Source organism: Pseudomonas sp. FSO-7 (genome assembly GCF_059579345.1).
This window is the reverse complement of sequence record NZ_CM184193.1, coordinates 2,474,048-2,493,701: the sequence shown is the minus strand read 5'-3', so window position 1 is coordinate 2,493,701 and position 19,654 is coordinate 2,474,048. Positions and strand designations below refer to the sequence as shown.

General features: G+C 63.5%; 18 protein-coding genes and 2 riboswitches. Of the genes, 5 read left to right on the top strand and 13 right to left on the bottom strand.

The genetic code is table 11. The features are described 5' to 3' along the window. Positions 1-5: 5 nt before the first annotated feature. From AC515T_RS11020 to AC515T_RS11005, 4 genes are read right to left on the bottom strand one after another with little or no spacing between them, the layout of a single operon-like run. On the bottom strand, positions 6-827 hold the full coding sequence (locus AC515T_RS11020; protein ID WP_496532489.1) for an amino acid ABC transporter ATP-binding protein: 822 nt from the start codon (positions 825-827) through the stop codon (positions 6-8). Beyond that, on the bottom strand, positions 824-1,486 hold the full coding sequence (locus tag AC515T_RS11015) for an amino acid ABC transporter permease (RefSeq protein ID WP_028236639.1): 663 nt from the start codon (positions 1,484-1,486) through the stop codon (positions 824-826). The genes AC515T_RS11020 and AC515T_RS11015 overlap by 4 nt, the downstream gene beginning before the upstream one ends. Positions 1,487-1,495: 9 nt before the next feature. Then, positions 1,496-2,158 (bottom strand): amino acid ABC transporter permease, encoded by a 663-nt coding sequence (locus AC515T_RS11010; protein ID WP_496532488.1) that lies wholly within the window; start codon positions 2,156-2,158, stop codon positions 1,496-1,498. 54 nt (positions 2,159-2,212) lie between these two features. Then, positions 2,213-3,061, bottom strand: coding sequence for a transporter substrate-binding protein (locus AC515T_RS11005; RefSeq protein WP_496532487.1), 849 nt, complete (start codon positions 3,059-3,061; stop codon positions 2,213-2,215). A 344-nt stretch (positions 3,062-3,405) separates the two neighbouring features. Here AC515T_RS11005 and AC515T_RS11000 point away from each other — a divergent pair, with 344 nt between their 5' ends. Beyond that, the gene (locus AC515T_RS11000; RefSeq protein WP_496532486.1) at positions 3,406-3,852 is read left to right on the top strand and encodes a thioredoxin family protein; all 447 of its coding nucleotides are present in this window, start codon (positions 3,406-3,408) and stop codon (positions 3,850-3,852) included. Positions 3,853-3,937: 85 nt separating this feature from the next. Here AC515T_RS11000 and AC515T_RS10995 read toward each other — a convergent pair whose 3' ends face one another. The 7 genes from AC515T_RS10995 to cobW form a co-directional block, all read right to left on the bottom strand. Beyond that, positions 3,938-4,261, bottom strand: coding sequence for a YdcA family protein (locus tag AC515T_RS10995; RefSeq protein ID WP_496533107.1), 324 nt, complete (start codon positions 4,259-4,261; stop codon positions 3,938-3,940). A gap of 127 nt (positions 4,262-4,388) precedes the next feature. Next, a complete protein-coding gene (locus AC515T_RS10990) occupies positions 4,389-4,637 on the bottom strand; it encodes a type II toxin-antitoxin system Phd/YefM family antitoxin (protein ID WP_496532485.1) in 249 nt (82 codons plus the stop codon). A gap of 65 nt (positions 4,638-4,702) precedes the next feature. Beyond that, on the bottom strand, positions 4,703-6,349 hold the full coding sequence (locus tag AC515T_RS10985; RefSeq protein WP_496532484.1) for a phospholipase D-like domain-containing protein: 1,647 nt from the start codon (positions 6,347-6,349) through the stop codon (positions 4,703-4,705). Positions 6,350-6,548: 199 nt separating this feature from the next. After that, positions 6,549-7,283, bottom strand: a complete 735-nt coding sequence (locus tag AC515T_RS10980) for a vWA domain-containing protein (protein ID WP_496532483.1) — start codon at positions 7,281-7,283, stop codon at positions 6,549-6,551. Continuing rightward, positions 7,208-8,212 carry a magnesium chelatase ATPase subunit I gene (locus tag AC515T_RS10975; protein WP_496532482.1) on the bottom strand — a complete coding sequence of 335 codons (1,005 nt, stop codon included), beginning with the start codon at positions 8,210-8,212 and terminating at the stop codon, positions 7,208-7,210. The genes AC515T_RS10980 and AC515T_RS10975 overlap by 76 nt, the downstream gene beginning before the upstream one ends. Before the next feature lie 174 nt (positions 8,213-8,386). Continuing rightward, positions 8,387-12,160, bottom strand: a complete 3,774-nt coding sequence (cobN, locus tag AC515T_RS10970) for a cobaltochelatase subunit CobN (RefSeq protein ID WP_496532481.1) — start codon at positions 12,158-12,160, stop codon at positions 8,387-8,389. 3 nt (positions 12,161-12,163) lie between these two features. Next, positions 12,164-13,228, bottom strand: a complete 1,065-nt coding sequence (gene cobW / locus AC515T_RS10965) for a cobalamin biosynthesis protein CobW (RefSeq protein ID WP_496532480.1) — start codon at positions 13,226-13,228, stop codon at positions 12,164-12,166. A 97-nt stretch (positions 13,229-13,325) separates the two neighbouring features. Next, a riboswitch (cobalamin riboswitch) is annotated at positions 13,326-13,540 on the bottom strand. Between the two features lie 213 nt (positions 13,541-13,753). Further along, positions 13,754-13,971: riboswitch (cobalamin riboswitch) on the top strand. Between the two features lie 100 nt (positions 13,972-14,071). Between cobW and AC515T_RS10960 the strand changes: the two genes are divergently transcribed. From AC515T_RS10960 to cobM, 4 genes are all read left to right on the top strand, one after another. After that, complete coding sequence (locus tag AC515T_RS10960) at positions 14,072-14,260, top strand: CbtB domain-containing protein (RefSeq protein ID WP_014338677.1); 189 nt, start codon at positions 14,072-14,074, stop codon at positions 14,258-14,260. A gap of 11 nt (positions 14,261-14,271) precedes the next feature. Next, entirely contained in the window at positions 14,272-14,967 is a 696-nt protein-coding gene (locus AC515T_RS10955) for a CbtA family protein (protein ID WP_496532479.1), read from the top strand. After that, a complete protein-coding gene (locus AC515T_RS10950; protein WP_496532478.1) occupies positions 14,964-15,368 on the top strand; it encodes a cobalamin biosynthesis protein in 405 nt (134 codons plus the stop codon). The genes AC515T_RS10955 and AC515T_RS10950 overlap by 4 nt, the downstream gene beginning before the upstream one ends. 77 nt (positions 15,369-15,445) lie before the next feature. Further along, positions 15,446-16,192: a precorrin-4 C(11)-methyltransferase gene (gene cobM, locus AC515T_RS10945; protein ID WP_496532477.1), complete on the top strand. Its 747-nt coding sequence runs from the start codon at positions 15,446-15,448 to the stop codon at positions 16,190-16,192. A 317-nt stretch (positions 16,193-16,509) separates the two neighbouring features. Here the strand turns inward: cobM and nfuA are convergent, their stop codons facing one another. Together nfuA and AC515T_RS10935 are read right to left on the bottom strand one after the other, a co-directional pair. Next, the gene (gene nfuA / locus AC515T_RS10940; protein WP_003182850.1) at positions 16,510-17,094 is read right to left on the bottom strand and encodes a Fe-S biogenesis protein NfuA; all 585 of its coding nucleotides are present in this window, start codon (positions 17,092-17,094) and stop codon (positions 16,510-16,512) included. Between the two features lie 115 nt (positions 17,095-17,209). After that, entirely contained in the window at positions 17,210-19,501 is a 2,292-nt protein-coding gene (locus tag AC515T_RS10935) for a fatty acid cis/trans isomerase (RefSeq protein ID WP_496532476.1), read from the bottom strand. Positions 19,502-19,654: the final 153 nt, after the last annotated feature.

The window sequence follows — 19,654 nt, the reverse complement described above, 5'->3', positions numbered from 1 at the left end:
GAAGGTTAAAAACGGGTGTTCTTGAGAAATTCCGCCAGACGCGGCGATTGCGGCCGCTCGAACAGTTCTTTGGGTGGCCCTTGCTCTTCGATGCGGCCCTGGTTCATGAACACGATTTTGTCGGAGACCTCGAAGGCGAAGCGCATTTCGTGGGTCACCAGCAACATGGTCATACCGTCTTCGGCCAGGCCCTTGATCACGTTCAGCACTTCGCCGACCAATTCCGGGTCCAGGGCCGAAGTGACCTCGTCGAACAGCATCAGGCTGGGGTTCATGGCAATCGCCCGGGCAATCGCCACACGCTGCTGCTGGCCACCAGACAGCTGGCCAGGAAAGTGATCGCGTCGCTCCAACAGGCCCACCCGCTCCAGCCATTTCTCGGCCAGGGCCACCGCTTCGTCCTTGGGCAGCTTTTTCACTTTCAGCAGGCCCAGGGTGACGTTCTGCAACGCGGTCAAATGCGGGAACAGGTTGAATTGCTGGAAGGCCATGCCGGTCATGGCCCGGTGCCGGGCGATGACCTTCTCGGGGTGGCGCACACGCTTGCCATCGATGTCGTCATAGCCGATGGACTCGCCGTCGAGGACGATCCGGCCGCCCTGGAATTCTTCGAGCATGTTCACGCAACGCAGCAGCGTGGTCTTGCCCGAACCGCTGGAGCCGATCAACGTGACCACGTTGCCGCGCTGCATGCTCAGGTCCACGCCCTTGAGCACTTCCAGCGGACCGTATTGTTTGCGCAGGCCGCGAATGTCCAGCAGCGGCTGGGTGTTGGAGAGCTCTGTGTTGGAGAGGTTCGTATTGGAGAGATTCGAAACGTCAGTCATGGCAACGCCACCCGCTTTTCAATGTGCCGCCCGAGCAACTCGATGGCGTAATTGATGATGAAAAAGAGAAAACCGGCGAACAGGTAGAACTCCAGGGTCATGAAGGTCCGGGCGATGATCTGCTGGGTGCTGAGCAGCAGTTCGGCAACGCCGATCACCGACAGCAGGGTCGAGGCCTTGACGATCTCGGTGGAGGAGTTGACCCAGGTCGGCAGGATCTGCCGCAACGCCTGGGGCAACAGCACATAGCCCAGCGACTGGTAGAACGTCAGGCCGATGGCCTGGCTCGCCTCCATCTGCCCACGGGGCAATGCCTGCAAGGCACCGCGCACGATCTCGGCCACGTGGGAGCCGCAGAACAGCGTCAAGCCCAGCACGCCGGCCTGGAACGCACCGATCTGCCAGCCCAGGGCCGGGGCCATGTAGAAGCAGGCCAGCACCAGCACAAACACCGGCGTGCCGCGGATCAGGTCGACGTAGAAGCGAAACGGCGCGCGCATCCAGGTCCGGCCATAGGTCAACACCAGCCCGGCGACCAGGCCGATCAGCGTGCCCAACACGATCGCCAACAACGAACACTGCACACTGGTCAGGAAACCGGCCCACAGGGTGTCCCGGGCGACCCATAACTCATGCAACCAACTGGGTGATTCGTACATGGGAGACTCCTAACGGCGGATCGCCAGGCGCTGCTCGAAATACCGCAGCACCAGGGCAATGAGGTAACAGGCCGCGACATACAGGGCCGTGGTCACCAGCCAGGTTTCGATCACCCGGTAGCTCTCCACGTTGATCTTGCGGGCGTAATAGGTCAGCTCCGGCACGGCAATCGCCGCCGCCAGGGAGGTGTCCTTGAACAGCGAAATGAAGTTATTCGACAAGGCCGGCAACACGTTGCGCAGCATCACCGGCACGGTGACGTAGGCCTTCACCTGCCACTCGCCCAGGCCGATGGCCAGCCCCGCTTCCCGCTGCCCCTTGTGAATGCTCAACAGCCCACCGCGAAACACCTCGGTCAGGTAGGCCCCGGCATACAGCGAGAGGGTGATGACGAACGACGGCAGCTTGTCCAGGCGGATGCCCAGGCTCGGCAAGGCGAAGTAGATCAACAGGATCAACACCAGGATCGGCGTATTGCGGATCACCGTGACATACACCGACGCCAGTACCCGCAGGAGCCGATGCTTGCTGAGCAGCGCGAACGCCATCGCCAGGCCGATCACGCAACCGATGGCGATCGACACCAGCGCCAGGGAAAGCCCCAGGCCCAGCCCCGCCAGCAGGGTGTCGAAATCGCGCCAGACGGCGGCAAAGTTCAACTGATAATTCATGGTCGGCAGTACCTTCGACGGAGCGCCCGCAAGGGGCGCCCCGGGCTCACAGGGTCATTTGAATTCAACGGGGAAACCGATCGCCGGCGACGGCAACTCGACACCGAACCACTGCTTGAACGACGCCGCGTAGGTGGGGAATTCCACGCCGGTCATGGCTTCATGCAAGGTGGTATTGACGAAGTTCAGCCAGTCCTGGTCGCCACGCTTGACCGCGCAGGCGTAGGTCTGCGGGCTCCAGGCGTAGGCCGGGCTGCGGTAGCGCCCAGGGTTCTGCACCATCAGGTACTTGACCGAAGATTGGTCGGTGGCGGCGGCATCGGCGCGGCCGGAGTTCACCGCCTGGTACATCAGGTCGACGCTGTCGTACTGGTCGACCTTGGCCTTGGGCAACGCCTGGTGCACCAATTCTTCGGCGTAGACGTTCTGCAGCACCGCCACGGTGACGTCATCGCCCGCCGCCTTGAGGTCTTCGATTTCCTTGTACTTGCTGTTGGCCGGCAGCAACAGGCCCACGCCTTCGCGGTAGTACGGCAAAGTGAACGCCACTTGCTGGGCGCGACTGGCGGTGACGGTGATGAACTGGCAGCTCATGTCGACCTTGTCGGTCAGCAGGTTCGGAATCCGCGCATCGGACGACTGCACCACGAACTCGACTTTCTCCGGGTCATTGAACAGGCCCTTGGCGACCATGCGCGCGATATCGATATCGAAGCCCTGCAACTTGCCATCCGCTCCCTGGAAGTGCCACGGCGCATTGGTACTGCCCGTGCCCACGATCAATTTCCCCCGTTGCAGCACGCTGTCCAGCTTGCTGTCGGCCGCTTGAGCGACCCCCATGGCAGCCGTCGTGGCCACGAAGAGAAAAACACACGCTTTGAACAAGGAAGGTCGGCGTTGCATGGCAAGCACTCCAGAGTGAGTTTATTCCGCTATACCGGAACATGGTATGTAACAACGGAATAGACAGCAGAAAGTGTGCCACAGGCTTGCAACGCCTGGGTGAGAAGAATGGAAAGCGAATGAAATCAGAGGGATGGAAAAACCGACGTAGCCTGGAACGCTCTTGGACCTCTTGCGCGCTTGCTACCGTTGGCTACGGTGCGCGGGTACCAGGGCCCCAAATGGAGTGCTTGCGATCCGTTTCGCACCGAAACAGCGCCGGCCACCTGTCAACTCTGACAGTAGCGGTGCCCGGTCGGGTTCCTTATCGTTCCTGTCACCGTCGCAGTACAAGGGAGCCGGCCATGAGTTCGCTCATTACTCACGTCGCGTCACAAAAGGACTACCGAAAGGCCCTCAGGACCTGGCGCCCGGTGGTCTTCTATTTCGGCCATCCACACTGCTATGCCTGCGGCTGGGCCGAACCGGTGTTCTGCAAGGTGGCCGAGGCATTCCAGGATCGAGCCATCATCTACAAATTGAGCACCCACGAATCGCCCCGGCACCCGGAAGTCAGCGGGACACCGACCGTACTGTTCTATAAGGATGGGAAGTTGTGCCGCAAGCTCAAGGGCATCGGTGACCAACCCTCGCTGATGCGCAACTTTGCCGAACACATCGGCCGGACAAAGCCCCGGCGCTCGCTTCGCCCGGCACGTCACGACGTGAATTGGCTGCGACAGCGGTTCCAGACTTTATGCACCGCCGGCCGAGGGCGAGCGCTGATGAGGGTGCGGGCAATGCTTCGATAACGGTGAGTCAGCCAATGTTGATGCCAACCGACCTGACGTATCGCGAGCAAGCTCGCTCCCACAATTGTTCGGCGGTGTACCTGGGCTATTTGCGCTTGTAGCTTTTGCTGCCGCCAGGCGTGAGGCAATAGACCCCACCCCGCGGGCCGACGCAATAATTGCCACTGCCGCACTGGCAACCGTCGGCGGGCTTGAGCAAAGACTGCGGCCGGGCCTCGTTCCGAAGCCCCAGCACAGCGGAACAGGATCTTTTCGAAGCACTGATGGAACCGTCATTGCACAGGAAGGTATCGCCATCACACCCGGCAATCCCGCCCTTGCGCCCGGAACACGGTTGATTGGCGGCGATGGCAGAAGAACACAGGGCCAACAGCAGAAGCGCAACACTGGTGCGCAGTAAACCGAACATTCCGTGGCAGAGACTCATGACAGCTTCCTGGCTGATAGGTAGCCCTATGCTATCACTGGATACCTGCTGCACCTAACGCCCACAGGATCTCAACTTGGACAACCGTGATTTTTATAGGAACTTCTGCTCATAAATCATCAAGAGCAACCTTGATCGATGGATCGCCCTTCCGCTCGTGACAAAGAGCGACAAGCTCCACGTCCTCAAGCCGATTCATCATGGCTTCATATTCTCTGACTGGGACACAGTAAAAAGCCGGCTCGTTACGATTCAGGATCACCACAGGTAATCCCTCGCCCGCGGCAACGGTAGCCATCGGATTTTTCTTGAGTTCGGAAATACTGGCTACGACTCGAGAAAGCACAATATGAGTCATGGAATAAGACCTTGAACACTTTAATGGCGCTAAACAATAGCGTTCTAAAACGACTCTTAAAACTGTCAACGCCCGCAAAACCTCACCCGGGACAACATCCGCAAATCCCCCTCGCGGTAGTAGTCATCACTCCAACTGTCATCCACCGCCAGTGGCTTGACCTGCTTGAGGGCGAGTTTTTTCGCGAAGTAACGAAAGCGGTAATGTTCATAGAAACGCAGCAGTTCCAACCCGTAGCGATCGGCCAGGTCGGTATTGCCCTGAATGATCAGGTAGTTCTCGTCGTTACCGTTGCTGGCCGCGGCGCTCAGGTTGTGGCTGCCGCTGAGGATGGTCGGCGCGTCGCTGGTGAAGTCGGTGACGATGGCTTTGGTGTGCACCAGCAGGTTGCCCTTCTGGCCTTTCATGTTTTCCCGCAGCCAGCCTTCCAGACCGGTGTTGAGCAGCGCGGTGGCGGCAAATTCGGCGGTGCGGTCGGCATGAAAGCCAGTGATGCGGCTCTTGGTGTTTTGCAGGCCGTAACGCAATACATCGTCGTTGGGCTGGCCGAGCAAGGCGTCGAGGATGCGATCGGGCAACACAAAAGCGGTGACGAACAACAGGTCCTTTCGCGCCCCCTGGATGATGTCCACGAAACGATCCAGGTCACCCTCCCCGGTACGCGGCGAGAACCCGGCGAACAATGCTTCTTGCGGGGCCATGGCATTGTTCAGGGTCAGCCACTGGCGAGTGGCAGCGACGTCCTGGGGCGCTGCCCAGATTTGCTCGAATACCTGGAGATAGCTGTGGCTCACCCGAGGGTCGTCCAGCACATGCACGACGTTGGCCTGGCGGTAGACACCGTTGGCGGTGAAGTTGGTGCTGCCACACAGCACGGCTTCCGGTTGCAATGCGCCGCCGGCCGCCACCTTGCTCAGCACAATGAACTTGTTGTGGAAAATGTTGTGGGTGACCCGCCCACGCTTGTTGGCCGCCGGCATGTGCTCGAGGCTGGCTTCGTTGCGCGCCGTGGTGTCGTCTCCCGGCTCGGCGTGATACAGCACTCGCACCTGGGCGCCGCGAGCGTGAGCGGCCGTCACTGCGTCGACGATCACCGGCAGTTCGTATTCATAGATGGCGACGTCCAAGGCCCAGCTGGCGTCCAGCGCCCGGTCGATGAAACCGGTCAAGCGTCCCAGCAAGCCGTTTTCCAACCAGCGACGCGGGGCGTCGGGCCAGTCATCGATGGACAGGTGCTTGTTGGCATCGATCAGCGCGTCCACTTCGGGAAACTTGCGCTGGAACGCCTGGCTGGCGGCCACGGCACGGTTGAAGATGACCCGCTGGTCGGCCGGCTGCCCGTCGTCGCTGGTGACGGTGACGGCCAGGGATTCGCCCAACTGCGGTGCATCGGGGCTGCCATAGGCCAAGTGCACACGGTAGTGGATCGTCACGCCGGGGTTGACGGCGTAGTCGGCCCAGCGAAATTTCTGCAAGGGCGCCTTGTCGCTGGGGGTGGCGTGGAACTGGGGAAAGGTATGGGCCTTGTCGGGGAAGGTCAGGCTGTTGAACAGGAACAGCCAAGGCTTGTCCCCCTGCTGCTTCTCGATGGCAAAACCCAGCAAGCCCTGGCGCCGGGGTTCGGCCAGGTCCATGGCGAGCAGTATACCGTTGGTGCCGGCATAGGCCTTGACCCGAAAATCGTCCTGGGCGTTGGTGACGAGTACGCGCATGGTTCACTCCTGTGAGGGGCTGCCTGAGCATAGTGCAGTGATTCGGGTCAGGTGGGCAGGTCATTGGAACCGAGGGGATGCCATCGCGAGCAAGCTCGCTCCCACAGGGGGCCCGGGTGTCCATCAGTCATGTGTTCACAACGAAACCCGTGTGGGAGCGAGCTTGCTCGCGATGGGGCCCTGACAATCACAGAACATTTCAATCAACCTCATCAATATGCCGATACTCAGCCCCCAACCGCCCCGCCAACTGCCGAGCCCGGCCCAGGCGAATCGGGCCTCTTTCAATGTCGATCAACAGGCACGGGCAATCGAGGATCGGTGGTGAAAGCCCCTCCTTGACTCGCCCATCGGTCATGACCAAGACCCGTTGCTGCTCCGCCGGGTAACGCTTGCGCCGCACCACCAGCCAGCGCCCGGCCTCGTTCAGCGCCGCCAGCAACGGTGTTCCGCCACCGGCGCCCAGGCCATCGAGCCAGTCGCGCAGGCTCGCCGAGGCCTTGAGCCCTTGCACCTGCCAGTTCGGCTGCGTGCCGCTGGCCGTCAACAGCGCCAGGCGGGCACGTTGTCGGTAGGCGTCGTCGAACAGTTGCGCCAACAAGCCTTTGCCGTCACTCAAGGCGCGATGACGACGGGTCGAGGCCGACGCATCGACGATGACCAGCCACAGCTCATGGGGCGAGCGATGGCGAGCGTGCCAGCGCACGTCTTCATGCCGGCGTGGCCGGCCATCGAGAAACGTCCCCGGCCAGTTCACCGCACCGCTGGCCGCCGCTTTGCTCCGGCCCTGGCGGCCCTGGTCGAGTCGCCCGGCACGGGGTCTGGCATTCGCCCCCGCCGGTGAACGGGGACGAATGCCTAGGGCTTTTTTGGCCAGCTCGGCACATCGCGCCGAGCCCCGGTCGGCAACGCCCGGGCCGGCAGGTCGCCCCACTGGCCTTGGCCTTCATTGGGTTCAGTGGTTTTTTCCGCGCCTGCTCCCGTCGGCGCCTGGGACGGTGCCGGCGCCGAATGCCCACGCCGCCGGTGACGCAAGGCAAATTCGCCGACCGCCTCGATGTCCTCATCGGCAATCGCGTCGGCACCGCGCCAGGCCGCATGGGCCCGGGCCGCCCGCAGCCAGACCAGGTCGGCGCGCAAGCCATCGACCCCGGCGGCAAAACAGCGCTCGGTGATCTGCGCCAATGCCGCGTCATCCAGGGCAATCCCGGTCAAGCGGTCGCGCGCCTGCTGGCAACGTTCGCGCAGCTGCCGTTGGGCCATCTCCCACTGCCCACAGAACGCCAGCGGATCGCTGTCGAAATCCAACCGCCGCCGGATGATCTGGCCGCGTTCAGCCGGTGCGGTGTGACCGTCCAGGGCGACGTTCAGGCCGAAACGGTCGAGCAACTGTGGGCGCAGCTCGCCCTCTTCCGGGTTCATGGTGCCGATTAGCACAAAGCGCGCCGGATGCCGATGGGAAATGCCGTCGCGCTCGATCAGGTTGGTGCCGCTGGCGGCCACATCAAGCAGCAGGTCCACCAGGTGATCGGGCAGCAGGTTCACTTCATCGACGTACAGCACGCCACCGTCGGCCTTGGCCAGCACACCGGGAGAAAACTGCGCCCGCCCTTCCCCCAGCGCCGCGTCCAGGTCCAGGGTGCCCACCAGCCGCTCTTCGGTGGCACCGAGGGGCAAGGTGACGAACTGACCGCTGGCCAGCAGGTCCGCCAGGCCCCGGGCCAACGTGGACTTGGCCATGCCCCGCGGGCCTTCGATCAGCACACCGCCGATTTTCGGGTCGATCGCGGCCAGGCACAGGGCCAGTTTCAGGTCATCGGCGCCGACCACGGCGGAGAGTGGGAAATGGGGGGTGTGGGTCATGTTGAATGTCTCATCAAAGGTGCGAGGTCCCCTGTGGCGAGGGAGCTTGCTCCCGCTGGGGCGCGAAGCGGCCCCCAGAACCTGAGGTCCCAGTGCCGTTTCAGAATGACGACTGCTGCGCAGCCGAGCGGGAGCAAGCTCCCTCGCCACAAATGCACCTCTGTCGTCCTCATGTCAGTTGTCTTCTTCTATGTCCAACAACAAATTCTCCAGCGCCTCGCGATATTCGCCCGGTGCCTGCCACATCCCCCGCTGCTGCGCTTCGAGCATGCGCTCGGTCATGTCCCGCAGGGCGTCGGGGTTGTGCTGGCGAACGAAATCCCGGGTGTCCGGGTCGAGCAGGTAGGCATCGGCCAGCAAGGCGTACTGGTGGTCGTCGATCAACCGAGTGGTGGCGTCGAAGGCAAACAGGTTGTCCACCGTCGCCGCCAGCTCGAACGCGCCTTTATAGCCGTGCCGCTTCACGCCGTCGATCCACTTCGGATTGGCCGCGCGAGAGCGGATGACGCGGTTGAGCTCTTCCTTCAGGGTGCGGATCCTGGGCAGGTCCGGCTGGCTATGATCGCCATGGTAACTGGCCGCCGCGGCACCACCGAGGGTCTCGACCGCCGCCAGCATGCCGCCCTGGAACTGGTAGTAGTCGTTGGAATCGAGCAGGTCGTGCTCGCGGTTGTCCTGGTTCTGCAACACCGCTTGCACCTGGCTCAAGCGCCGGGAGAACTGATCGCGGGCGGCGGTGCCTTCATCGCTGGCACCGTAGGCGTAGCCGCCCCAGTTCAGGTACACCTCGGCCAGATCCTCGCGGCTCTGCCACAAACGACCGTCGATCGCGCCCTGCACGCCCGCGCCATAGGCCCCGGGCTTGGCACCGAAAATCCGCCAGCCGGCCTGACGTGCCGCAGCATCCGGCTCAAGACCCGAGGCCAGCAAGGCCTCGCGTTCACTGCGCACCTTGGCCGCCAACGGATTCATATCGTCCGGTTCATCGAGGGCGGCGACGGCCTGCACGGCGGCATCGAACAAGCGGATCAGGTTGGCAAAGGCATCCCGGAAGAACCCGGACACGCGCAACGTGACATCGACCCGAGGCCGGTCCAGCAGGCTCAGCGGCAGGATCTCGAAGTCATCGACCCGCTGGCTGCCGGTGGCCCACACCGGACGCACGCCCATCAACGCCATGGCCTGGGCGATGTCGTCGCCGCCGGTGCGCATGGTCGCGGTGCCCCATACCGACAGGCCGAGCTGGCGCAGGTGATCGCCGTGGTCCTGCAGGTGCCGTTCGAGGATCAGGTTCGCCGACTGGAAACCGATGCGCCACGCCGTGGTGGTGGGCAGGTTGCGCACGTCCACCGAGAAAAAATTACGCCCGGTGGGCAGCACGTCCAGGCGCCCACGGCTCGGCGCACCGCTGGGGCCGGCCGGCACGAAGCGCCCGCTCAAGGCATCGAGCAGGCCACGCATTTCCGCCGGACCGCAGGCGTCCAGGCGCGGCGCCACGACGGATCGCAGGTTTTCAATGATGCCGCCCACCCCTTCCCAACCCGGCGCGTCGAGCGGCTCGACCGTGCCGTCCAGGGCCTGTTCGATCAACTCTGCGGCGAACAGCTCCAGGCGCTCGCGGGTATCACCGGCGGTGCGCCAAGGCTCGGCGCTGACCCGGCGCAAGGCCTCGGGACAATCGCCAGACCAGGGCTCGGCCAAGGCACAATCCAGCGGATCGAAACCCAGCCCGAACGCCTTGGCCAGCGCCCTCAACAGACTCGACTGCGCGCCTTTGCCGTCGCCCCGGGGGATGCGCAGCAACGCCAGCAACGTGTCGATGCGCAGCCGCCCGCTGGGCGATTCACCAAAAATGTGCAGGCCGTCGCGGATCTGCGACTCCTTCAAGTCGCACAGGTACGTATCCAGGCGTGGCAGCCAGATCGCGGCGTCAGCATCGCTGTCGAGGCCGGCATCCAATTGCAGCTCGCGGTCGATGTGCGTCTCGCGCACCAGGTTGAGGATGTCCCGTTGCAGTTCCCGGGCACGACGCGGATCGAGCAATTGCGCCTCGTAGTATTCGTCCGCCAATAACTCGAGGTTACGCAGCGGCCCATAGGTTTCGGCCCGGGTCAGCGGCGGCATCAAGTGGTCGATGATCACCGCCTGGGTGCGACGCTTGGCCTGTGCGCCCTCGCCCGGGTCGTTGACGATGAAGGGGTAGATGTTCGGCAGTGGCCCCAGCAGCACGTCCGGCCAGCAGTTTTCCGAGAGCCCGACACCTTTGCCCGGCAGCCATTCGAGGTTGCCGTGCTTGCCGACGTGGATCACCCCGTGGACGCCGTAGGTGTGGCGTAACCAGAAATAAAACGCCAGGTAACCGTGGGGCGGCACCAGGTCCGGGTCGTGGTACACCGCACTCGGGTCGACCTGGTAACCCCGCGCCGGCTGGATGCCGACGAAGGTCAGGCCCAGACGCAGGCCAGCGACCATCAGGCGGCCGTCGCGGCACATCGGGTCCTGCTCGGGCGAGCCCCAGCGCGCCAGTACCGCCTGGCGATTGGCCTCGGGCAGCGCGTCGAACATGGCCTGGTAAGCGTCGAGGGCCAGGCTCTGGTGACACGGACGCGCGTCGAGGCTATCCAGGTCGTTGCTGACGCCACCGAGCAATTGCTGGATCAGCGCAGTGCCGCTCTCAGGCAATTCGGCCGGCAGCGGATAACCTTCGGTTTGCATGGCGCGCAGGATATTCAGCGCCGCCGCCGGGGTATCCAGGCCGACCCCGTTACCGATACGTCCATCCCGGGTCGGGTAGTTGGCGAGGATCAGCGCCACGCGCTTATCTGCGTTGGGCAAGCGCGCCAGGGTGGTCCAGCGTTGGGCCAGTTCTGCGACAAAATCCATGCGTTCGGGCACGGCGCGGTAGCAGACCACGTCGCTCTGGCTGCGCTCGCTGCGCCAGGCCAGGTCCTTGAAACTGATCGGGCGGCTGATGATGCGCCCGTCCAGTTCCGGCAAGGCAATGTGCATCGCCAGGTCCCGTGGCCCCAAGCCCTGCTCGCTGGCACGCCAGCCGGGCTCGTTGTCCTGGGCGCAAATCGCCTGGATCACCGGGATATTGCGGCGAAACGGCCGCAAGTGCGGGGCTTCTGGACTGGATTGAGCGAAGCCGGTGGTGTTGAGGATTACCTCCGCTTCCACTTCGTCCAGCCAGTCCTCTACCAGCGCAAGGCAAGCCGGCTCCTTGAGGCTGGCCACGGCAATCGGCAACGGATTGAGCCCCGCCGCTTGCAGGCGCTGGCAAAACACGTCGACGAACGCGGTGTTTGCCGCTTGCAGGTGGGAGCGATAAAACAGCACCGCCGCCACCGGTTGCCCGGCGCTCCAGTCGGCTTGCCAATCGCCGAGGCTGGCGCTGGTTTTTTCCGGGTGATAGATCGCCGTGCGTGGCAGGGCCCGCGGCTCGGCCCACGGGTAATCGCGGTCGAACCATTGACTGCCGAGGTTGTGAAACAAGTCCAGGGCATTGCCCAGGCCGCCCTGGCGCAAGAACTGCCAGAGCCGGTCGCGGTCCTCGACGGCCACGTTGCTCAAGTCACTGAGTTCCGGGTCCGGGCGATCATCTCCCGGCACCAGGATCAGCTTCACCCCACGCCCGGCCAACTCCATCAGGCGCTCGATGCCGTAGCGCCAATAGCCGATGCCGCCGTGCAGCGACAGCAGGATGACCTTGGCGTGGCGCAGCACGTCTTCGACATACAGATCCACCGAAGCGTGGTTCTGCACCTGCATCGGGTTGGCGAGGCGAAACTGCGGGTAGTCATCCGGCAACTGCCGCGCCGCTTCGGCCAGCAGCGCCAGGCTGGAGTCGCCGCTGCACAGGATCACCAGTTCGGCGGGGGTTTGCCCCAAATCGGCAATGTTGTCATCCGACACGAAACCGCCGGGCTGGGTCCTGAGCAGGTGCATGGCTTAGGCGCTGAGGGCGGCGCGCAACTGCGCTTCGAGCAGCGCGGCATCGAGCGCCTGGCCGATCAGCACCAGACGGGTGACCCGCGCTTCGTCGGCGCCCCACTGGCGGTCAAAATGTTTGTCGAAACGCGTGCCGACACCCTGGATCAACAGGCGCATCGGTTTGTTCGGGATCGCCGCGAAACCCTTGACCCGCAGCACGCCGTGCTGGACCACCAGTTGCGTCAGCGCGTCCAGCAACAGGCTTTCATCGGCCTGGGGCAGTTCGATGGAGATGGAATCGAAGGCGTCATGATCGTGGTCGTCATCGTCACCATCGTGATGATGGTCGTGATGGCTGTGGCGGCCGTCGATGTGCTCTTCGGAACCGGCGCCCAGGCCGATCAACACGTCCAGCGGCAGGCGACCGCTGCTGGCTTCGATGACCTTGACCGCCGGTGGCAGTTCTTCGGCGACTTCCAGGCGCACCTTGGCCAGGTCTTCAGGGCTGATCAGATCAGCCTTGTTGAGGATCACCAGGTCGGCGCTTGCCAATTGGTCGGCGAACAGTTCGTGCAGCGGCGATTCGTGATCCAGGTTCGGGTCGAGTTTGCGCTGGGCATCGACCTGGTCGGGGAAGGCGGCGAAGGTACCGGCGGCCACGGCCGGGCTGTCGACCACGGTGATCACCGCATCGACGGTGCAGGCGCTGCGGATTTCCGGCCATTGGAAAGCCTGGACCAGTGGCTTGGGCAGGGCCAGGCCTGAAGTTTCGATGAGGATGTGGTCGAGGTCGCCACGCCGGGCCACCAGTTCACGCATCACCGGAAAGAATTCCTCCTGCACCGTGCAGCACAGGCAACCGTTGGCCAGTTCATAAACGCGACCGTTGGCTTCTTCTTCGGTGCAACCGATGGCGCACTGCTTGAGGATTTCGCCGTCGATGCCCAGCTCGCCGAACTCGTTGACGATCACGGCGATGCGCCGACCCTGGGCGTTGTCGAGCATGTGCCGCAGCAAGGTGGTCTTACCCGAGCCGAGGAAACCGGTGACGATGGTGACGGGAAGTTTGGCCAGTGTTTTCATCGGATGCCCTTTGGCTAGGTGGCGGGCAAACGGGACGACAACCGCAGGCAAGGCGTGCGCGGAAGATTTCGCCACCGGATCACCCCGCCCGGTTGTAGTGAGAATCTGTCTCGAGGCAGGTCTCCTGGCTGACGGCGGGCCAGTCTTTCGACTGGCAATCGCTGCGCCTTCCCGTGCGCCTTGGATAAAAGGGCATGCACAGTGGCCTTGCAGAAACTTCACCGTTCACAGTTGCGGGGGCAGCCGCGGCTTGGACCGCGTTCCCTTCTTAGCTTCGGCGCATGCCGAAGAACCTCGAAGGCGCAAGGCTACGCAGGGTGTGGGGGCGGGTCAATCTCCGGAGCGTTTTGCGGTGCATGGGCTGCCGTCATCGCGAGCAAGCTCGCTCCCACATTGGTTGCTGGGCGTTCACAGAAATCACGATCACCACAAGTTCCCTGTGGGAGCGAGCTTGCTCGCGATTGGGCGCAATGCGGTGCCAGCCTGCCCCCCTGCCAATTGACGCCCCGCCCCCGTCCATGCTCTCCTGTGCGCCTAGTTTTGGGTGCCCTTCACAGGGTGAAACGGGAAACCGGTGAATCGTGTGCTTTACTCCAAGCCCACGTCAGTCCGGTGCTGCCCCCGCAACGGTAAGCGAGCGAAGCGTCTGAACCACTGTGTCCCTGGACATGGGAAGGTGACGCTTGCAGGCCAGGTTCTGGCCCCTCGCGAGCCCGGAGACCGGCCCATGACTCAAGCATCAACAAACCCGCGGTGGGCGGGCGCTGTTCGAACCTTGGCGGGCTTCGCCCGGGGTCTCATTGCGCTCGCATCCCCCACGGAACAAAAACAGAGGGAAGCGCCATGTCGACCATCAGCAGCACCGCCCGCACCGCCAGCAGCACCACCACCCTGAGCCAACGCCTGAGCGCCGCGATCCTGGCTTCGATCCTGGGCGCGGGGTTGGTCTATTTCGCCGGTTTCTCCCACATCGAAGCGGTGCACAACGCCGCCCACGATACCCGTCACAGCGCCGCCTTTCCGTGCCATTGAGAACCGACGCCATGATCAAGCGTATTGCGCAGACCGCCGGTTTCAGCGGCTTGCTGGCCGCCCTGCTGCTGACCCTGCTGCAAAGTTTCTGGGTATCGCCGCTGATTCTCCAGGCCGAAACCTATGAGAAGGCTCCAACCGCCGAGGTCCACGAACACGCCAACGGCGTTGCGCACACCCACGATGCCGAAGCCTGGGAGCCGGAAGACGGCTGGCAACGCGTACTGTCCACCACCGGCGGCAACCTGGTAGTCGCGGTGGGTTTCGCCCTGATGCTGGCGGGCCTGTACACCTTGCGCGCACCGACTCGCACCGCCCAGGGCCTGCTCTGGGGCCTGGCCGGTTATGCCACCTTTGTCCTGGCACCGACCCTCGGCCTGCCCCCGGAACTGCCCGGCACCGCGGCAGCCGATCTGGCCCAGCGGCAGATGTGGTGGATCGGCACCGCTGCCTCCACAGCGGTGGGCATCGCCCTGATCGCCTTTGGCCGGCATTGGCTGCTCAAACTACTGGGCGTGGCAACGTTGCTGGTGCCCCACGTCATCGGTGCACCGCAGCCCGAAGTCCACTCGATGCTGGCGCCCGAAGCGCTGGAAAGCCAGTTCAAGATCGCCTCGCAGGTGACCAACGTCGCCTTCTGGCTGGCCCTGGGCCTGATCAGCGCCTGGCTGTTTCGCCGTGACGGCCAAGCCCGCCACGACGCATGAGCACCGAGCCGATCCTGGTGATCGGCCTGGGCTGCCAGCGCGGTTGCCCGGCCAGCACGCTGCGAGCCCTGCTCGAACAGACGCTGCTGGCTCACGGCATCGGGCTTCACCAGGTACGGGCCCTGGCCAGTATCGACCTCAAGCGTGACGAGCCCGGGCTGTTGGAACTGGCCGGGCAACTGGGCCTGCCGCTAACCTGCTTCAGTGCCGAACAGTTGGCCGGTTACGCGCAACGGCTCAGTCACCGCTCCGAGATCGCTTTCGAGCGAACCGGTTGCTACGGCATCGCCGAAAGCACCGCCCTGGCCTTGGCCGACCAATTGGGCACGACGCCCGCAACGCTGCTGATTCCCCGCCAGAGAGGCCCCATGAGCACATTGGCATTGGCGGTCGTGGCGTAAATCCCGATAATCGACGCCCAGGATCATGAGCGATCTTCATCTGGACGACGCTCACCCACCTTCCACAGGAGCCGGTCATGACCGTGTACTTCATCGGCGCCGGCCCCGGCGACCCGGACCTCATCACGGTCAAAGGCCAGCGACTGATCCGCCAGTGCGCGGTGATCATCTACGCCGGCTCGCTGGTGCCAGCCGCCGTGCTTGAGGGCCACTGTGCCGAACAGGTGATCAACAGTGCCGAGCTGCATCTGGAACAAATCATCGAATTGATCAGGAGCGCCCACCTCAAGGGCCAGGATGTGGCCCGGGTGCACTCGGGCGACCCGAGCCTGTACGGCGCCATCGGCGAGCAGATTCGTTGCCTGCGGGAACTGGACATCCCTTTCGAAATCATCCCGGGCGTGACCGCGACCTCAGCCTGCGCCGCCCTGCTGGGCGCCGAACTGACCTTGCCGGACATCTCCCAGAGCCTGATCCTCACCCGTTACGCCGACAAAAGCCCGATGCCCGCTGGGGAAGAACTCAGCAGCCTGGCGCAGCACGGGGCAACCATGGCGATTCACTTGGGGGTCAATCACCTGGAAAAGATCGTCGACGAGCTGCTGCCCCACTACGGCGCCGACTGCCCGATTGCGGTGATCCACCGGGCGACCTGGCCGGATCAGGATTGGGTGATGGGGACGCTGGAGGATATCGCGGCAAAGGTGCACGCCAAGGGCTTTCGCCGCACGGCGCTGATTCTGGTGGGGCGTGTGCTGGGTAATGAGGTGTTCAGCGAATCGTCGCTGTACCGCGCCGGGCATGCGCATCTCTACCGGCCCTGACTCGCTAGAGAATCCACCGGGATCCCCCTGTGGAAGCGAGCTTGCTCGCGATGACGGCGGCACAGTCAACATCATCGCAGGCTGACCCACCGCTATCGCGAGCAAGCTCGCTCCCACAGGGGCGGCGGGTGTCCACCGATTACGAGCCGATCACTGCAGCTTTTGTGGCGAGGGAGCTTGCTCCCGCTGGACCGCGAAGCGGTCCCCAGGCAACCACGCATCCCTCACGGAGAACGCGTCGGCTGCCTTGCGATTGCTGCGCAATCGAGCGGGAGCAAGCTCCCTCGCCACAGTGTTTTGTTCGCAGCGCACGCCTATCAGTAGTAAGCGTTTTCTTTCTGCGTGTGGTCGGTCACGTCGCGCACGCCCTTGAGCTCAGGAATACGCTCGAGCAAGGTGCGTTCGATGCCTTCCTTCAAGGTCACGTCAGCCTGGCCGCAGCCCTGGCAGCCGCCGCCGAACTGGAGCACGGCGATGCCGTCTTCCACCACGTCGATCAGCGAAACCTGGCCGCCGTGGCTGGCGAGCCCCGGGTTGATCTCGGTTTGCAGGTAGTAATTGATGCGCTCGTTGACCGGACTGTCGGCATTGACCATCGGCACCTTGGCGTTCGGCGCCTTGATGGTCAGTTGGCCGCCCATGCGGTCGGTGGCGTAGTCGACCACCGCATCGTCCAGGAAGGCTTCGCTGAACGAGTCGATGTACGCGGTGAAGCTCTTGAGCCCCAGCGCGGTGTCTTCGGGTTTTTCTTCCCCCGGCTTGCAGTAGGCAATGCACGTCTCTGCGTACTGGGTGCCGGGCTGGGTGATGAAGATGCGGATCCCGATACCCGGGGTGTTCTGCTTGGACAGCAGGTCGGCCAGGTAATCGTGGGCGGCATCGGTAATGGTAATGGCGGTCATGGAAACTCCTCGCAGGCTTGTCGGCAGTTTACGCCAATCATCGCGCCGGACAAAGTCCTAGTATTTTTGTCAGGAAAGAGCCCGGCGGCACGGGGTTTGCCGCCGGACAGGCCGATCAGAGGTTCTGGTAGCGATTCATGTCCAGCACACCGCTTTCCACGGGCTCCGTCTCCTGGATGTACTGGCTCAGGTCATGGAAGTAGTACCAGAACTGCGGATGGCTGCGGCGAATCCCCCAGCGCTCGACAATCCGCTCGAACGCCGGCCCATCCTGGGCGCCTTGCATGGCCTCGACGAACGCTGGCACTTGCCCGGCCGGAATGTTGAACATGAAGTTCGGATAGCTGCTGAGCACGCCCGGGTAGACCGTCAGCGTGTCCAGCCCCGGCTGGTAGCGCCGCTCCTCGCCCAGCAGGAACGCGACGTTGCTGTGAGCACGGTTGCGCAACAGGCTGTAGATCTCTCGGTGACCGCTGGCGGTTTCGATGCGCAGCAGGGTCGCTTCCGGCAGTTGGTCGATCACCTTGAGCCCCGCCGCCGGGCGCGACACCAGCTGACTGAGGGCCTGCTCGGCGTTTTGCAGCGTCGGGTCGATATTCGGGCGCGAGCAGTAGGCGCCGTCGCAACGGTTGATCGGATCGGGGCGCGCGTTCAACTCGCCATAACGGGCCAGCAATTGCTGGGCGAAATCACCCTTGGGGTCGCGTTCGTCAAGCTTGAGGGCGGTCGGCTTGTCATCGTCGATGGCTTCGTAATCGAGCCACATCTTGAATTTGCCGCCGGCCTGGTACCAGTCGTCGAGGTAGCCCTCCCGGGAGTCTGCCGGCATCAGGCGCAGGAAGTTCTGCTCCGCACCGTTACGGATCAAATCGAAATACAGCCGGGTCTGGGCCTGGTGGGAGACGTTGCCGAACACGTCGAAATTCACCGCCAACTGATAATAGGTACGCTCCAGCAGCGGGAAGTCGAACAGCCACATTGTCTGCGGCACCTCGCCGATCAGCCCCTTGGTGACCGAAGCGCTGTCGAAGTGCCGGAAAATGCTCAGCAGCGCATTGTCGTTGCCGGCCCACAGCGTCGACCAGCTCGGTGCCGGCAGCTCGGCATAGTTGTCGCGGCGCAAGGCTTCGTACGCGTTGCGCTTGTCCCGGTAGTCGAGCCACAGGCTGAGGACGCTGCCCACGTCGTCGTTCTGCCCCGGCATCGCCAGCAGCGGCGTGGCCTGGCCGCGGTAGTTCGGGTCAGTGATGTACAGGTCGTGTTCGGGGTCCTGGAACAGCGCCCAGAAATTGTCGCGGATCACGTCGGTAGCAATCTGGCCCCGGCACACCGGTCCGCGAATGAACGTACGCACGAAATATTCGGCGTTATCGAGCATGAATTGGTAGCGGGCCTGGGCCGGAATCGCTTCGAAAGTGGAAAACGGGTTGGCCCGGCGCTCCGGGCCATAGCCCGGCAACGCGGTGACTTGCCACTTGCCGCTGTAGAACAGGCTCTTGATCCGCGCCATCTTAGCAGCGCTCAAGCCGTAGGTGATGTGGGTCTTGTGCACGATCACCCCTTGCACCGGCCAGAGCCGATAATAGACGCGGGTGCCGGGATCGTCGTTCGGGCGGCGGGTGTTGATCAGGTCGATGGGCTGGCCGGTGGGTGTGCGCGAACGCACCCACTGGAAGAAATGCCCCGGCTCGCCGCCCTTGAAATAGATGTGCGCCAGGAACCAATGCTCGAACAACCAGCGGCCCACCAGGCTTTCCCGGGCGCCCGGGGCATTGAGCAGGTTCTCCCATTGCACCACCTGCAAGGCTTCGGCGGCGCTTGGGGCCAGGGCCTGTTGATCGATCGACGCGCCTGCGGCCAGCCAGCGCTGCAGGGTCTGGTATTGCTGGTCGGTCAGGCCGGTGACGGCCAGGGGCATGCCTTCCTTGGGATGGCTGCCTGCGTATTCGTCGAATTGACCCGGCATCGGACAGCTATTGTCCCGGTTGAGCCCGAGCACGATGTCTTCCGGCAGCTTGGCGTTGGGCTGCAGCGGCGTACGGTGGCCCAACTCCAGCATGCGCGCCATCAGGGCAGCCTGGCTGCCCTGGGCGTCGAGCACTGAATAGAAACCCTTGCGCTGCCAGGCGCGCGGGCCGGAGGCGTCATAGAACAAGCGGGTCGGATCGGCCGCCTGGCGCCGCTCGCCGTCATACACCGACAGCTTGCTCGCGCCCCGTGCCGCCCCTTCGCCGCTGCCCAGGTTCAACTGGCAGGCGGAGTCGTAGCAGGCATGACAGGCCACGCATTTTTCCGTGAAGATCGGCTGGATGTCGCGGGTATAGGAGATCGCCGGAACGGGATTCCCGGCAGCTGCGCTAAAAGACAACGACAGCAACAGACTGCCGAATAAGACGCGGTACGGCATGTCTCGGGTCCCTAAGAGATAATCCGGCGATTCTACCGGGCCAGCATCGCCTTGCAAACATGAGCGATATTCATGCAAAAGCCATCATGATCAAATCCTGCACAGGTTTGCTATCATCCCGGCCTTCGTAATGGCCTTTTTTCCAGGTAGTCC